Origin of the sequence: Bacillus sp. MYb209, from assembly GCF_002975175.1 — a bacterium.
Taxonomy (GTDB): Bacteria; Bacillota; Bacilli; order Bacillales; family Bacillaceae_G; genus Bacillus_A.
In genome coordinates this window covers 23,090-38,015 of sequence record NZ_PCNZ01000017.1, presented here as the reverse complement: position 1 = coordinate 38,015, position 14,926 = coordinate 23,090, and the positions used below count along the sequence as shown (strand labels likewise).

At 34.4% G+C, this 14,926-nt stretch carries 17 protein-coding genes; 13 read left to right on the top strand and 4 right to left on the bottom strand.

The genetic code is table 11. From position 1 onward, the window contains the following. Positions 1 to 56 precede the first annotated feature (56 nt). The 7 genes from CQZ94_RS20985 (at position 57) to bcbE (ending at position 7,086) form a co-directional block, all read left to right on the top strand. Positions 57 to 1,847: an IucA/IucC family protein gene (locus CQZ94_RS20985; protein ID WP_105586914.1), complete on the top strand. Its 1,791-nt coding sequence runs from the start codon at positions 57 to 59 to the stop codon at positions 1,845 to 1,847. 37 nt (positions 1,848 to 1,884) lie between these two features. Continuing rightward, positions 1,885 to 3,126 carry an AMP-binding protein gene (locus CQZ94_RS20980; protein ID WP_105586913.1) on the top strand — a complete coding sequence of 414 codons (1,242 nt, stop codon included), beginning with the start codon at positions 1,885 to 1,887 and terminating at the stop codon, positions 3,124 to 3,126. Continuing rightward, positions 3,123 to 3,398 carry a petrobactin biosynthesis protein AsbD gene (gene asbD, locus CQZ94_RS20975; RefSeq protein ID WP_002148642.1) on the top strand — a complete coding sequence of 92 codons (276 nt, stop codon included), beginning with the start codon at positions 3,123 to 3,125 and terminating at the stop codon, positions 3,396 to 3,398. The genes CQZ94_RS20980 and asbD overlap by 4 nt, the downstream gene beginning before the upstream one ends. 23 nt (positions 3,399 to 3,421) lie before the next feature. After that, the gene (locus CQZ94_RS20970) at positions 3,422 to 4,405 is read left to right on the top strand and encodes a DUF6005 family protein (RefSeq protein WP_142395889.1); all 984 of its coding nucleotides are present in this window, start codon (positions 3,422 to 3,424) and stop codon (positions 4,403 to 4,405) included. Positions 4,406 to 4,444: 39 nt separating this feature from the next. Next, on the top strand, positions 4,445 to 5,287 hold the full coding sequence (locus tag CQZ94_RS20965) for a sugar phosphate isomerase/epimerase family protein (protein ID WP_105586911.1): 843 nt from the start codon (positions 4,445 to 4,447) through the stop codon (positions 5,285 to 5,287). Positions 5,288 to 5,411: 124 nt separating this feature from the next. Beyond that, entirely contained in the window at positions 5,412 to 5,618 is a 207-nt protein-coding gene (locus CQZ94_RS20960; protein ID WP_000113539.1) for an alpha/beta-type small acid-soluble spore protein, read from the top strand. Positions 5,619 to 5,832: 214 nt separating this feature from the next. Then, positions 5,833 to 7,086, top strand: a complete 1,254-nt coding sequence (bcbE, locus tag CQZ94_RS20955) for a bacillibactin exporter BcbE (protein ID WP_142395888.1) — start codon at positions 5,833 to 5,835, stop codon at positions 7,084 to 7,086. Between the two features lie 48 nt (positions 7,087 to 7,134). On the opposite strand, the gene CQZ94_RS20950 is transcribed toward bcbE, so the two are convergent. Then, positions 7,135 to 7,752, bottom strand: a complete 618-nt coding sequence (locus CQZ94_RS20950) for a LysE/ArgO family amino acid transporter (protein WP_105586910.1) — start codon at positions 7,750 to 7,752, stop codon at positions 7,135 to 7,137. A 122-nt stretch (positions 7,753 to 7,874) separates the two neighbouring features. Between CQZ94_RS20950 and CQZ94_RS20945 the strand changes: the two genes are divergently transcribed. Beyond that, the gene (locus CQZ94_RS20945) at positions 7,875 to 9,317 is read left to right on the top strand and encodes an aminotransferase-like domain-containing protein (RefSeq protein ID WP_105586909.1); all 1,443 of its coding nucleotides are present in this window, start codon (positions 7,875 to 7,877) and stop codon (positions 9,315 to 9,317) included. A gap of 12 nt (positions 9,318 to 9,329) precedes the next feature. Then, the gene (locus CQZ94_RS20940) at positions 9,330 to 9,497 is read left to right on the top strand and encodes a DUF3933 family protein (protein ID WP_000816387.1); all 168 of its coding nucleotides are present in this window, start codon (positions 9,330 to 9,332) and stop codon (positions 9,495 to 9,497) included. A 95-nt stretch (positions 9,498 to 9,592) separates the two neighbouring features. Here the strand turns inward: CQZ94_RS20940 and CQZ94_RS20935 are convergent, their stop codons facing one another. Both CQZ94_RS20935 and CQZ94_RS20930 read right to left on the bottom strand, forming a co-directional pair. Next, complete coding sequence (locus CQZ94_RS20935; RefSeq protein WP_105586908.1) at positions 9,593 to 10,558, bottom strand: patatin-like phospholipase family protein; 966 nt, start codon at positions 10,556 to 10,558, stop codon at positions 9,593 to 9,595. An 87-nt stretch (positions 10,559 to 10,645) separates the two neighbouring features. Then, positions 10,646 to 10,804 (bottom strand): YjcZ family sporulation protein, encoded by a 159-nt coding sequence (locus tag CQZ94_RS20930; protein WP_002118476.1) that lies wholly within the window; start codon positions 10,802 to 10,804, stop codon positions 10,646 to 10,648. 223 nt (positions 10,805 to 11,027) lie between these two features. Between CQZ94_RS20930 and CQZ94_RS20925 the strand changes: the two genes are divergently transcribed. The 4 genes from CQZ94_RS20925 to CQZ94_RS20910 all read left to right on the top strand — a co-directional run bounded on the left by CQZ94_RS20925 (position 11,028) and on the right by CQZ94_RS20910 (position 13,856). Further along, positions 11,028 to 11,780, top strand: a complete 753-nt coding sequence (locus CQZ94_RS20925; RefSeq protein WP_105586907.1) for a YwqG family protein — start codon at positions 11,028 to 11,030, stop codon at positions 11,778 to 11,780. A gap of 117 nt (positions 11,781 to 11,897) precedes the next feature. Next, positions 11,898 to 13,058: a transglutaminase domain-containing protein gene (locus CQZ94_RS20920; protein ID WP_105586906.1), complete on the top strand. Its 1,161-nt coding sequence runs from the start codon at positions 11,898 to 11,900 to the stop codon at positions 13,056 to 13,058. A gap of 108 nt (positions 13,059 to 13,166) precedes the next feature. Beyond that, entirely contained in the window at positions 13,167 to 13,367 is a 201-nt protein-coding gene (locus CQZ94_RS20915) for a DUF4083 domain-containing protein (protein WP_002141377.1), read from the top strand. Between the two features lie 27 nt (positions 13,368 to 13,394). Further along, positions 13,395 to 13,856, top strand: coding sequence for an NUDIX hydrolase (locus CQZ94_RS20910; protein WP_105586905.1), 462 nt, complete (start codon positions 13,395 to 13,397; stop codon positions 13,854 to 13,856). Between the two features lie 48 nt (positions 13,857 to 13,904). Here CQZ94_RS20910 and nadE read toward each other — a convergent pair whose 3' ends face one another. Beyond that, positions 13,905 to 14,723 (bottom strand): ammonia-dependent NAD(+) synthetase, encoded by an 819-nt coding sequence (gene nadE, locus CQZ94_RS20905; RefSeq protein WP_105586904.1) that lies wholly within the window; start codon positions 14,721 to 14,723, stop codon positions 13,905 to 13,907. Positions 14,724 to 14,926 lie beyond the last annotated feature (203 nt).

Below are 14,926 nucleotides of genomic sequence, written 5' to 3'. Positions count from 1 at the left end.
ATTTCACGTAATACAAATAATGGAATTCGATATTCCGTATTATAGCGGAGGGATTTATGAAAGAAGAAGTTTATCACGCAAAAATATTGAAGGCACTCCAATCAAAAGAGTACATTTCAGTAAGAAGAAGAGTATTCCGGCAGTTAATAGAATCGTTAATTTATGAAGAAATCATTACGCCGATTCGTATACAAATGGGAGAGAAAATACTTTTTATTATACAAGGTCTTGATGAAAATAATCAAAATGTAACGTACCAATGCTATGGACAAGAACGTATGACATTTGGGCGTATTTGTTTACATGACTCATTAATAATGAGAGTTCAAGATGAGGAAGAAGAAATACAATCAGTTTCACAATTTTTACAGGAGATTTTTCGAATTGTTCAAGTGGATCGAATGAAATTGGATTCTTTTATTCAAGAATTAGAACAAACAATCTTTAAAGATACGATTGCACAATATGAAAGAAGTAGTGTGGAAGAATATGTTGCGAAATCGTACGATGAGCTTGAAAGTCTCTTAATAGATGGACATCCATATCATCCTAGCTATAAAGCACGCATCGGGTTTCAATATCGTGATAATTTTCAATATGGTTTTGAGTTTATACAGCCAATAAAGCTTATATGGATAGCAGTTCATCAGAAATATACGACTGTAGGTTATGAAAATGAAGAGAGTTACAACTGTATTTTGAAAGAAGAAATCGGAGAGCAGAAAATCGGAGAGTATTTAAATCGTATTCGAAAAATGGGCTGTGATTCGAAGCAGTATATGTTTATACCTGTTCATCCTTGGCAGTGGGGGAACTTTATTATTCCGAATTATGCTGACCATATACAGGATAAATATATTATTTATTTAGGGGAAACAGCGGATGATTATTGTGCGCAACAGTCTATGAGGACATTGCGAAATGTTACGAATCCAACGAAGCCGTATGTAAAGCTATCAATGAATCTACTCAATACTTCAACTATCCGTACATTAAAACCACATTCGGTTGTGAGTGCACCGGCTATATCGAATTGGTTAAATGAAGTAGTAAATCAGGATTCTTATTTAAGGGATGAATTGCGTTTGATTTTGTTAAAGGAATTTTCGAGTGTAACGTATGATTCGAATAAAAAGGCTACATACGGTTCATTGGGATGTATTTGGCGCGAAAGCGTTCACAAGTATTTGGATGAACAGGAAGATGCAATTCCTTTTAACGGATTATATGCTAAGGGGAAAGATGGTACACCGATTATTGATTCGTGGTTAAAGAGATATGGAGTAGAACACTGGCTACAATTGCTTATTCAAAAAGCAATTATACCAGTTGTACACCTCGTTGTAGAACATGGAATTGCGTTAGAATCACATGGGCAAAACATGATTTTGGCTCATGAAGAAGGAATGCCGACCCGAATTGCATTAAAAGATTTTCATGAAGGACTGGAGTTTTACCGTCCTTACTTGAAAGAATACGGGAAATGTCCTGATTTTACGAAAATGCATAAAACATATGCAAATGGAAAAATAAATAATTTCTTTGAAATGGATCGTATTGAATGTTTGCAAGAAATGGTTTTAGATGCGCTTTTCCTATTCAATCTAGGTGAATTAGCTTTCGTACTGGCCGATGAATATCAATTGAAAGAAGAGAGATTTTGGATCATGGTTGTCGAAGAACTAGAAAATCATTTTAGCAGATTTTCGCATTTGAAAGAACGTTTTGAAGCACTACAATTATATACACCTACATTCCATGCAGAGCAATTAACGAAGCGGCGTTTATATATGGATGTGGAATCACTTGTTCATGAAGTTCCAAATCCATTGTATGGAGCAAGGTAACTTAAAATACAAAAATCAGTTGTTACAGGGGGAAATCATGCTAATCGTTAATAAACAAGAATATAGCAAAAATGATTTTGAATTGAAATTACAAGTTTACGAGGAAATGGAACAGTTCCAAGAAGCAGAAGGAAATAGATTTGCCCTTTGTCTAAAAGATCCATTTGATATTATTACACTTGTGTTTTTCCTACGAGAAAAGAGAGCATCTGTACTACTTATTCATGAAGATACACCCAAGGATACAGCTATTGAAATGGCAAGGCGTGCAAATTGTACTGGACTTTTATACGTAGAAAGTAACGACTTTATAAAATTAGAAGTAGAAAAGCCATTGCAAGAAGAACCTTCGTTATTACAATATAGTTCAGGAACAACAGGGGAACCGAAACTGATTCGTAGAGCATGGACGGAAATTGAAACGGAAATCGATGCTTACAATGAAGTTTTAAAATGTGATGAAGACGAAGTGCCAATCGTTATGGCTCCCGTTTCACATTCATACGGTCTAATTTGTGGCACGTTATCTGCAATTACGAGGGGTAGCAAGCCTATCATCATTACTAATAAAAACCCTAAATTCGCATTAAATATAGTTCGTAATACAGAAAAACATATCATATACGCAGTACCACTTATGCTACATATTATGGGGAGTTTTCCACAAGGGATTTTTCAGTTTCATAAAATTATGACATCAGGGTCACCTTTGCCAGAAACGCTATTTTACAAGCTGAAAGGGATGACGAAACATATGATGCAGCAGTATGGATGCTCTGAAGCTGGTTGCATTAGTATATGTCATGATATGGAAACACATTTAGATTTAGGAAAACCACTTCCTCATGTAAGTATTAACATTGGTTCAGATGAAAATGAGCCGGAAGAAATCGTAGTGAAAATTGCGGAAAAGGATATTTATACGAAAGATTTAGGGTATAAATCTGAGCGGGGCCTTCAATTTATGGGGCGTATGGATGATGTTATTAATGTATCTGGTCTAAAGGTCTTTCCTATAGAGGTGGAAGAAACGATGCTTCGACTAGAAGGCATTCAAGAGGCAATTGTATATCGCGGGAAGCATCCTGTGATGGGGGAGGAAATAGTAAAAGCGAAAGTAATCTCTCGTATTGAACCGGTACAAATAAGAGAATGGTGCATACAGCACTTACCGTCTTACAAAGTACCTCATGAAATTGAAAGTGTAACAGAGATTCCGAAAAATAAAACAGGGAAAGTAAGTCGGAAGTTATTAGAGAGGGGGGAGATAACAACATGAGTCGTGAAACTTTAAAAGATGCAGTATTAAGCATTATGAGAGAAAAAATGGAACTGAAAAATGTAACGCATTTAGAAGAAACGATGCGTTTAAATCAAGATTTATATATTGATTCGGTAATGATGTTGCAGCTTATTGTATACATTGAAATGGAATTAAAGTTATGTGTTCCAGAGGATGAGATAGATCCAAAGGCGTTTCTTACAGTAGGCTCCTTGCTTGACTTTATGGAAGAGTTACAACCGTTACAAGCAGTAAATGTGAATAACTAACCTTTGAGAAAGTGGATGAGAGTATGACTTCAATTAAAGTTCACTGTTTAGTGAGTTGTTTTTGTGAAATTATAAAAAGGCGTAGTGACATAGATTTCCGTCCATTTTATTTCGGATTATGGGATGGAGACTTTGATATAACAGAAGGCGGGATTATTTCTTATCATTCCGAAAATATTAACCATGACAATTATTTGCTTTGGTATGAAAAATTGTATGGGATAAAAGTGAACGAATGGTATGATCATTCAAAAGGTAAGAGTATCAATGTAGAAACATTTTTAGAATTAGTGGAAAATAAGCCTGAAAATCGTTACATAATTGTAATGGTCGATATGTCTTTATTACCAGAGAGAGAAAATAAGTTTCATCAAAAACCGTTTCCACATTATTTAATGATATCGAAAACAGAGAAAGAAAATGAATGGTTCATGCTTGATCCTGATTTTCGCTGGGAAGGGAATATGGAAAAAGATAAAGTGCTTCACTCGGTTAAAGACAACCCATTTGGTGGAGGCTATTTCATTGATATAGAAGGAATTCAGGAGCCAAAACAAGAGATAGTAGAAAGTTATTTCATGGAAACATTCAAAAAGAATGATAATGAACTAACTATGGAATTAAAAAAATTAATTAAAAAAATGGTAAATGAAGAGGATGGGTATTCACTTTCGGGGCTCGTAGCGGCAGTAAAGCAAATACCCGTATTGGCAATACGTAAATATAGCTATGAACATGCCTTTGCATACTTCCATGAAACGTTACAATATTCGGAACAAGACTTTGATTATTGGTGTGATCTAGTGGAAGACATTGTACAAGGATTTACAAATGTACAGTACCGCGCAATCAAAATGGCAATGACAAAAAATAAAGATATGTTAATAACAATTGTTGAGAAGCTTGATGAAATGAATACAATTGAACTGCAAATTAAGGATGAATTAGTGAGACAGTTTCTGTCATGGAAAGATATGAAAACAAATCAGTCTGTCTTAACTTTTTAAAGCAATCTAACTGAATTTAAGATAAGGGAGTTCAAACCTATGAAATATTCACTATGCACAATTTCATTTCGCCATCAACTAATTTCATTTACTGATATTGTTCAATTTGCATACGAAAACGGTTTTGAAGGGATTGAGTTGTGGGGGACTCATGCACAAAATTTATATATGCAAGAGCGTGAAACGACAGAGAGAGAGCTGGATTTTTTAAAGGATAAAAATTTAGAAGTTACGATGATAAGTGATTATTTAGATATATCATTATTAGCAGATTTTCAAAAAACGCTGGAAAAATGTGAACAACTGGTAACACTAGCTAATTGGTTTAATACAAATAAAATTCGTACGTTTGCTGGGCAAAAAGGTAGTGAGGATTTCTCGGAACAAGAGAGAAAAGAGTATGTGAAACGAATTCGTATGATTTGTGATCTATTTGCTCAGCACAATATATATGTCTTATTAGAAACACACCCAAATACATTAACGGATACTTTGCCTTCTACTTTGAAATTGTTAGAAGAAGTAGACCATCCATATTTGAAAATAAACCTTGATTTTCTTCACATATGGGAGTCTGGTGCAGAACCGGTAGACAGTTTTCGTCGACTAAAGTCGTGGATACAACATTACCATTTTAAGAATATATCGTCAGCGGATTATTTACATGTGTTTGAACCTCATAATGTATATGCCGCAGCTGGAAGTCGTAAAGGAATGGTTCCATTATTTGAAGGTATAGTAAATTATGATGAAATCATTCAGGAAGTGAAAGATACTGACCATTTTGCTTCACTAGAATGGTTTGGAAATAATGCGAAAGATATCTTGAAAGAAGAAATGAAGGTATTAACAAATAGAAAATTAGAAGTAGTAACTTCATAAGATGGAATGATGTAAGAGTCTCGTTTAAGAGACTCTTTTTTTAAAAAGTAACAATAACCAAAAATTACCATGTATTTAATTTCGAATTTGATACAATTTAATATATATAAGGAGGTGATCGGTAATGGCTAGAAATCGTAACGCTAATCAATTAGCATCACATGGAGCACAAGCAGCTCTAGATCAAATGAAATATGAAATTGCACAAGAGTTTGGTGTACAGCTTGGAGCTGATACTTCTTCACGTGCAAACGGTTCTGTAGGCGGTGAAATTACAAAACGCCTTGTAGCGATGGCAGAACAACAGCTTGGTGGCGGATATACTCGCTAAATGTAGAAGGTTATAGGAGAAAGGAAGGGTTCTTCCTTTCTTTTTTATTTTCAATTAATTGGTATGGATATATTGTGAACAGGATTCAAAGAATAGGAGTAATGCTATATTTTACCCAATTTCTTTTGTTGTAAATGGAAAGTAGTAAAGATGAAATAGCCCTGGTGGAATGTAAACATAATTTCCAGCAGGGCTATTATATGGTAAGAAATATATGATGAAAGGTTCCGAAATCAACATGTTAAAAAAAGAAAACTGTTGTTTAATTGCACTTGCATCAGTTCCACTTGTTATGACGTTAGGTAATTCAATGCTTATTCCAATCCTGCCAACCATTGAAAAGAAATTACATATTTCATCTTTCCAAGTATCCATGATAATTACAATTTATTCTATCATTGCAATTATACTTATACCGATTGCTGGTTATTTATCAGATAGGTGGGGACGAAAGATGGTAATGGTTCCAAGTTTATTAATTGCAGCTATTGGAGGAGCGATAACGGGCTGGGTATCATGGAAAGTTGATAACCCTTACATTTGGATTCTTATCGGAAGAGCAATTCAAGGGATAGGTGCTGCTGGTGCTATGCCAGTTGTCATACCATGTGTAGGTGATTTATACAAAGATGAAAAACAGGTTAGTGCAGGTTTAGGAATTATTGAGACGTCAAATACATTTGGAAAAGTATTGAGTCCCATATTAGGATCAGCTCTTGCAGCTATTGTATGGTTCTTACCATTTTGGGCGATTCCAGTTTTATGTGTAATATCGATTATTTTACTACTGGTACTAGTAAAGGCGAAGAAACAAGAAGAAGAAGTCCCACCACTTAAAGAATTTATTCAATCTATTATCTCTACGTTTCGAGAAAAGGGAAGATGGTTAATTGCCATTTTTATACTAGGTGCAATTATTATGCTTATTTTATTCGGAATACTTTTTTATCTGTCAACTATACTGGAGTCGAAGTACGATATTCATGGTATATGGAAAGGGTGTGTACTCGCTATTCCTTTACTTGTACTATCACTTAGCTCATATATGGCTGGTAAAAAAATTGGAGATAAACAAGATATTATGAAAAAGTGTATTTATATTGGATTTTTACTGGCTGCTGTATCTGTCTTCTTACCTTTATTCCTAAAAGGAATCTATTTGCTAATTCTTTGTCTCGTTATTATGGGGATAGGAATTGGTATGGCGTTACCATGTTTAGATGCTCTTATTACACAAGGGATTGAAAAAGAGCAGAGGGGGACAGTTACGTCATTTTATAGTTCAATGCGATTTATCGGTGTAGCAGCTGGACCACCCCTTTATTCTTTTTTTATGAAAGGATCGGACCATGAAGTGTTTTATTTAACGAGCATCTTCGCTGCTATTGGTGCTGTCATTGCAATTATTTGGATTAAACCAGCAAAAGATAAAATGATGTTAAAACAGGAACCGGAACCAACTTCATAATCCGAAAGAGAATTGCATGCTAATTACATAACATGCAATTCTCTTTAATTAGTTAGGAAAAATAACTTGTTTTAACATATAAAGTGCGACTCCCCATATGATTAGCCCTGAAAATTTATTTAATACTGTAATCGTTTTTCTTGTCGAGTCTAATCCTTTTAGAAATTTTCCAACAAAAGCTAAACTAATAAACCAAATCCAAGAAACTATAATTGTTGCAAAAGTGAAAGCCCATTTCTCACTTCCTATGTACTGTATAGAGTTTGTTCCGATTACACCAATTGTATCTAAAATTGCGTGTGGATTTAGTAATGAAACCGATGCGGCGAAAATAATTTGATTTTTTAAAGGCATGCTTTTTTCTTGTTTTACATCATTTGAATGATCACTTCTCCAAATAACCCAGCCCATATACATAAGAAAGAAAAATCCAATCATATACAGAGTAGTTGTTAACCAAGAAAAAGTAAGGAGTACAAGGGATACACCTTGTACAGCAATTAATATTAATAATGTATCACATATAGATGCAGTCAAGACTACAGGAGCAGCTCTCCAAATATTTGGTTGACTAGCGCCTTGATTAAAGACGAAAACATTTTGGACACCTAATGGAATGATAAGACCAAATGCAAGGATGATACCGTGAATAATTGCTTCACTCATCATATTACCTCCTACTTAATTTGATTAGTTATGATAGTGTATATTGTATAGAAGAAATGAAAATTTGTATCCATCCATATGGTTGGATAGGTTACCAACCATAAAGTATGTGAGGTGATATAATGGAAAGGCTCGTTTGGAAACCTAATATGTCTTCGTCTATTCCTTTATATAAACAAATAGAATCTTATATAAAAGAAAGGATTGTTAATGGGGAATGGACAGTTGGAACTAAATTACCTTCACAAAGAGATTTGGCGCATACGTTTGAAGTGAATCGAAGTACAATTGTAATGGCTTTCGATGAATTAGTAGCAAAAGGATATATTGAGGGGAATGGCCGGAAGGGAACAATTGTTATAAATAATAGTGAGAGTACTTCTACATATGCCCCGCCTCCAAACTGGCAGTCTTATGTAGAAACAGGACTTCATTATCCGAATCTTCCTGCTGTACAAGAGATTAATCAAGCTGAATTTACTCCCAATGTAATTCGATTAGGAACAGGTGAACTTTCACCGCGTCTCTTGCCTGAGAAAAAGATGAAGGGTATTATTAGTAAAATTTTACAATCAAATGTTACACTTGGGTATGAGGAACCGAAAGGAAATCTCCATTTAAGAGAAAAAATTGCGGAATATTTAAAAGGGCATGGGGTATATGTATCTCCTGACTCTATTTTAATTGTTTCAGGGGCAATTCAAGCACTGCAACTTATTTCTATGGGGCTTCTTCCGAAAGGAGCGTCAATTTTATTAGAAAAACCATCATATTTATATTCGCTTAATGTATTTCAATCAGCAGGAATGCGCTTGATTGGAATACCAATGAATGAGAATGGTATAAATACTTCATATATTACAAAATATAAGAAACAATTTAACGCATCTATTTTATATACAATCCCATCTTTTCATAATCCGACCAATTTTAGTATGAACACTAAGAAGAGGGAAGAAGTGATGGAGATATGTAATGAAATTGGATTACCTATTATTGAGGACGCGGTATATCAAGATTTATGGTTCGATGCACCAGTTTCAAAGCCTTTAAAGGCATATGATAAAAATGGTATCGTGCTACATATTGGAAGTATGTCCAAAGTCATTAGTCCTGGTTTAAGAATTGGCTGGGTTGTTGGATCAGAATCCGTTATTCAAAGATTAGCAGATATAAAAATGCAAACTGATTATGGTTCAAGTTCTATATCCCAGCAGATTGCAGCGGAGTGGTTTGAAAATGGATTGTATGATGAACATTTACAGTTTGTAAGAAGTGAATTGAAAAAACGTAGAGATTTTATGATAAGTATGTTAGAAAAGTATTGTAGTGGCATTGCAACTTGGCATGAGCCAGTAGGAAGCTTTTACATTTGGCTACATATAAATCTACCAATTTCGAATCGTAGTTTATTTGACAAAGCTTTACAAGAAAAGGTGTTATTAAACCCAGGCACTTTGTATGATAGAAGTGCTAACCAATTTTTACGTCTTTCTTATTCCTATGCAACTGTAGAAGAAATTGAAGCTGGAATAAAAAAGATCGCGCAATTAATTAAAGGGTAAAAGGAGAAAACCATGAAGCAATATGTGATTTGCCAAATGATTGATGGAGATAAATATTTAGCTGCTTATGCGGAAACAAAACAGGATGCAATTGAAAAAGCAGAATTATTAGGGTTAAGAACTGGAAATCGTTACATAGTAATTACTGCAGAAGAAGCAGAGGGGTTAACTTATCCTTAAACAATAGGAGAGTACATAAGAAGTAAATAAGCCTAATAATGTACTATATTATTAGGCTTATTTACTATTAAAGTGTGACAGGGAAAATAATATAATTATGAGTCAAGTTGACGGAAATACCGATTTGTTTTTCGATCCTGATTTCCGTCTCTATATTCATCAACATATTGCCTGAAGTTCCAGGATTGCAAAAACTTATTAGCGGCATTATAACCAGAGTTATAGAGCCATTCTTTCTCTTCTTTAGTTAATTGAAAATTAGTACTTGTAATGGTTCCTGTTGGAATTGTAATAGTTCTAGCCTTTGATTCTTTATCTAAATGACGTAAATCATGAGCTTGCATCATTGTTTTAAATAGTCCTTTGAACATGGAAATAGGTTCTTCATAGTGGGCGGGATCAGCTTGAATCTCATCTTTTACAAAATGAAATCCAAAGGTAGGCCAGCGAGGAGAAGTCGGTGAATCGAAAATCCAAATTGGATAATTACTTAAGATACCGCCATCAACCATATAACAAGGTTGTTTCCATTTCGGTGTTCTCCATTTCACTGGTTCGAAGAAGAAAGGAATGGTTCCACTCATTCTTACTGCTTTAGCGATAGGGAAGCGATAATTTGAAAATCCGTAGTTTGGCAAGTCATCGGGAAAAATAACCATTTTACCATTGCTTATATCTGAAGCGATAATTTTGAGTTTATTCAAGTCTGGTAAGTCTGTAAACAAATGAATTCCTTTTTTTCTAAGCAGGTCTTCTAGCCATTCTTCGAGAAATACATTTGAATAAATGCCTAGAGTAGACCAAGCGCTTAATCCTTTACCAATAAAGGGGATTCTATCAAGAAAAGTTTTTTTAGTGAATTTTTCATAATCAATGTCTGTTACAATAGTTTTTAATTCGGAACAAGAATATCCTGCTGCTAGAAGAGCTGCAATAATAGCACCGGCTGATGTTCCAGCTAAACGTTCCCATTCATAACCTTTTTCGGCTAACGCGCAAATTGCCCCTACATGAGCAATTCCGCGTACACCGCCTCCCTCGAAAACACCATCAATCTTCATTAAACATACTTCCTTTCAGATGGAAAATTTGAAAATGGCAAAAAAGCACGTATTGTACGCGCTTTTTTACAATAGTTTTTAAGTTTACTAGCAGCCGAATCCGCCGCCCCAACAGCTAGCTCCGATGATGATTAGAAGGATAAATAAAACGATTAATAAAGCGAAACCTCCATAACCACAACCACCGCAACTACCGCCGTAACCGTAACCACCGCCGTAACCACCGCAACTATATCCGTAACCCATGTGGAATTCCTCCTTATATTAAAAGTGAAAATGAACGAGGGAAAGTATACTGTAAGAAATTATGAGATATCATGTTTGTAGGAACAATGTATACTATGCTCTTTTAAACTTGTTCGCGTACGAGGGATAAGCCCGTTTTTTTGAAGGCTTGTTGATTTCACGATGAATGGAGTATAATCTTTGTGCTATGATACAAATAAGTATGTAAATGTAAGGAGAATTTATGGATAAAAAAATTGAAGTATTAATTGATAAATATGGACTGACACATTTAAAAGAGGAGCTTATTAATACTGTATTTCCTTGTGTAAAAGTTGTGCCAAAACAACAGGAAACAATTGCGATAGGTAGTTCGAAAATGGGCGGAGTTCCTGATTTGCCGGGTTCATTTGAATATCCAACATACAAAGGGAGTCCTCTATACTTTATCGCACAATTTAATTTAAGTGATTTACAAAACGTTGGCATGGATCATAATCTTCCTAAGACAGGGATGTTATATTTCTTTAGTATTGAAAATTACTTTGAAGAAGATGTGGATCCAACCAAAGCTGGACGTGTGCTTTATTATGATATCCCTGTAGAGCAATTACGTAGAGCAGATGAAATACAAGCGAAATATAACCAGTGTGCAATTACTTTTGAACTGACATATAAATTACCAGAGCTTTTCATTGAAGATGAGGCTGATTCAGATCGTTTCTTGCAATTACTTGAAGAGCTAATCCCAGACAACTATGATAATCATCAAATGTTTGGAGAACCATTCTCTGTACAAGATGAGGTATTGTACGAGACTGAACAATATATGGGGATAGATCCACAGCATATGAAGCTCTTATTCCAAATTGATTCAGATACTAAAAATTGTAATATGATGTGGGGAGATTTAGGAATGCTTTATTTCTGTATTGGAAATGAAGACTTGAAAAATCGACATTTTGAAAATACATGTTGTGTGTTACAAACTTGCTAAAAAAAGGGTTGTTCTTTTTCTGAAAGAACAACCCTTTTTAAAATGTTAAATATGCATAATCTCATATGACCTTTTTTGAAAAGTATTGTATATTTATAGAATATAAGGAGTGACGAAATGAGAAAGACAAATAAGTATGTAACAGCTGCCCTGCTCTGTTCAACAATTGTAATGGGTGGCTTACACGCGTCATCTGTATCTTACGCAGCTACGAAATCGACTGTAGGTACTACACAATCAGATGCTAAATTGTTAGATGATTTTCGAAAAGAATTAAAAAAACATATTGATAATCGAGATGAAAATATTACAATCGCATATAAAACAAAAGGTAGAAATGCTAGAGATGTTATGGACCAATTATACAAAGAATATAATAAAATTGTAGATGCGGATGAGTATGTAAAATATAATGTAGCATCTACTAAGTATTCTATAAAAGGTATGCCAGGGAATTATACGTTTACATTACAAGTGGAGTATCGTGAATCAAAAGAACAAACACAGTATGTAAAGTCTCAGGCGAAAGCAATTGTAAATTCTATCATTAAACAAGGTATGGATGAACATGAAAAAGTGAAGGTAATTCATGATTATGTTGTGAAACATGTATCTTATGATACGTCTTATCAAGCGTATACAGCGTATGAAGCGTTAGCGAATCGTTCTGCAGTTTGCCAAGGATATACATTATTAACATATCAATTATTGCAAGAAGCAGGTATTCAAAATCATATTGTAACAGGTACAGGGAATGGACAAGCTCACGCATGGAATTTAGTGAACATTGATAACAAGTGGTACCACCTTGATACTACATTCGATGATCCGGTTCCAGATAAAGCTGGGCGCGTGACATATTCATATTTTAATATGTCAGACGAGCAGTTAAGCAAAGACCATGAATGGGATCGTAGTAAATATCCAGCGGCAACTACAAGTTACTTCAATGAATTAACAAACAAAATAAAAGCCGGTAGTTCAAAAACTGTCGTATATGAGCAAATGTTAAAAGAAACAAATTTAAAGTATTTGTCTGCACAATATGGAGCGGAAACTTACAATGAATTTAAGGGGAAATTACAGCAACAATTTGCTTCCAAGCCAGAAAAAGTAGAAGTACGATATAAGCAGTCAATGGATGGAACGATGCAAGATATAAAGAAAGTATTAAATGAAATAACTTGGCCAAAAGGTGCAAAGCGTGTATCTTATCAAGTTGCGCCATATAGTGCAATGACAGGTTATTCATTAGCGACAATTACATTTACGTATTAATGAAAAAGAGCATCTTTAAAAGGTGCTCTTTTTGCGTTTGGTTATAATCCTATTGATTATTTAGAATTGTGTGATAAAATAATTGAAAATAGAGGACGTGATAGCTGAATGAATTTGTTCGAAAATAATATATTTGCATTGATATATTTTTGTCTAGTAATCGGACTTATCGTTTTGTTTTTTGTATCATTTACTCTGTTCATTAAAAGATTATTGCAAAACAACACTATGAAAAAACAACATGTGATCAATATGAATCAGAAGTTAGATCGAATTATAGAATTGCTTGAAAAAGATAAAAAAGAATGATGGAAGATGTATAAAAAGGAGAAGAAAATGGCGAATTATATAAAGGAATTACGTGAAAAAATAGGGCATGATTATGTTATTTTGAATTTTGCAGGTGGTTGTGTATTTAATGAATTTGGTGAAGTACTTCTGCAAAAAAGAGGGGATTTTGATGCATGGGGATTTCCGGGCGGTGCAATGGAAATTGGGGAATCTGCCGCAGAAACTGCCATTCGAGAAGTTAAAGAAGAAACAGGATTTGATGTAGAAATTGATGAGCTCATTGGCGTGTATACGAAATATTTTCAAACATATCCGAATGGAGATCAGGCACAGACAATTGTAATATTCTTTAAGTTTTCAATCGTTGGAGGGAACAAAAAAATAGATGGTGATGAAACGTTAGATTTGCAGTTTTTCCCTTTAGACAAAATGCCGCCATTGTTTAATAAACAACATGAAGATTGCTTGCATGATTTATTAGAGAAAAGAGTAGGGGTATTTCGTTAATATATAGAAAAGAAGCTAATTTCCATTTAGCTTCTTTTTCTATATAATTTACTTCCACCAATCATCAAACATAGATGCTGGGACTTGTCTTTTATGTTCACTCACTTTGTAACGCTTCTCGATCTTTTCAGAAACGTCAGCTGGAACGGATTTACCTTCTAAATAGTCATCTAATTGATCGTAAGTAATGCCTAGCTCTGTTTCATCAGCTTGACCTGGTTTTTCATCTAATAAATCAGCTGTTGGCATTTTTAAGTAAAGTCGCTCGTCCGCACCTAATTCTTGTAATAAAGCACGTCCTTGGCGCTTCGTTAAACCTGTTAATGGTAATAAATCTGCACCACCATCTCCGAATTTTGTGAAGAAACCTGTTACAGCTTCAGCAGCGTGATCAGTTCCGATAACAAGTAATCCTTGTTGCCCGCCGATTGCATATTGTGTAACCATGCGGATACGTGCTTTTACGTTTCCTTTATTGAAATCTGTTAATGAATCTCCTAATAAATTTGTATATTGATCTGAAAAGGCATCAACAGTTGTTGCGATGTCAAAAGCAACGGATTGATCTGGTTTAATAAATTGTAATGCTAATTGTGCATCATCTTCATCCTTTTGTACTTTGTAAGGAAGACGTACAGAGATAAACGTTGCGTTACCACCTTCATTACGAACTTCTTCGACCGCAAGCTGCGCTAAACGCCCTGCTAATGTAGAGTCTTGTCCGCCGCTAATACCGAGTACAAATCCTTTTGCACCTGTTTTTCTTACATAATCTTTTAAGAAATCAATTCGTTTACGAATTTCTACTTTCGGATCAATTACAGGCTGAACATGTAATGCTTTCATAATTTGTTCTTGTAATGTCATTATGTTTTCCTCCTATTCATTTTAAAGCAGTAAATAAGGTTATATGTATATTGGTACATATTTCTATCCTTTATTATTTCGCAAAACTAACGAATATACAATAGGGTGCGTGTATGAATAGTAGCTATTATAAATAAACTGTTTTATATAAGCAATTGTTTAAAACCTTTCAATAATGTAAGGTTTTTGTCATTTGAATCGAT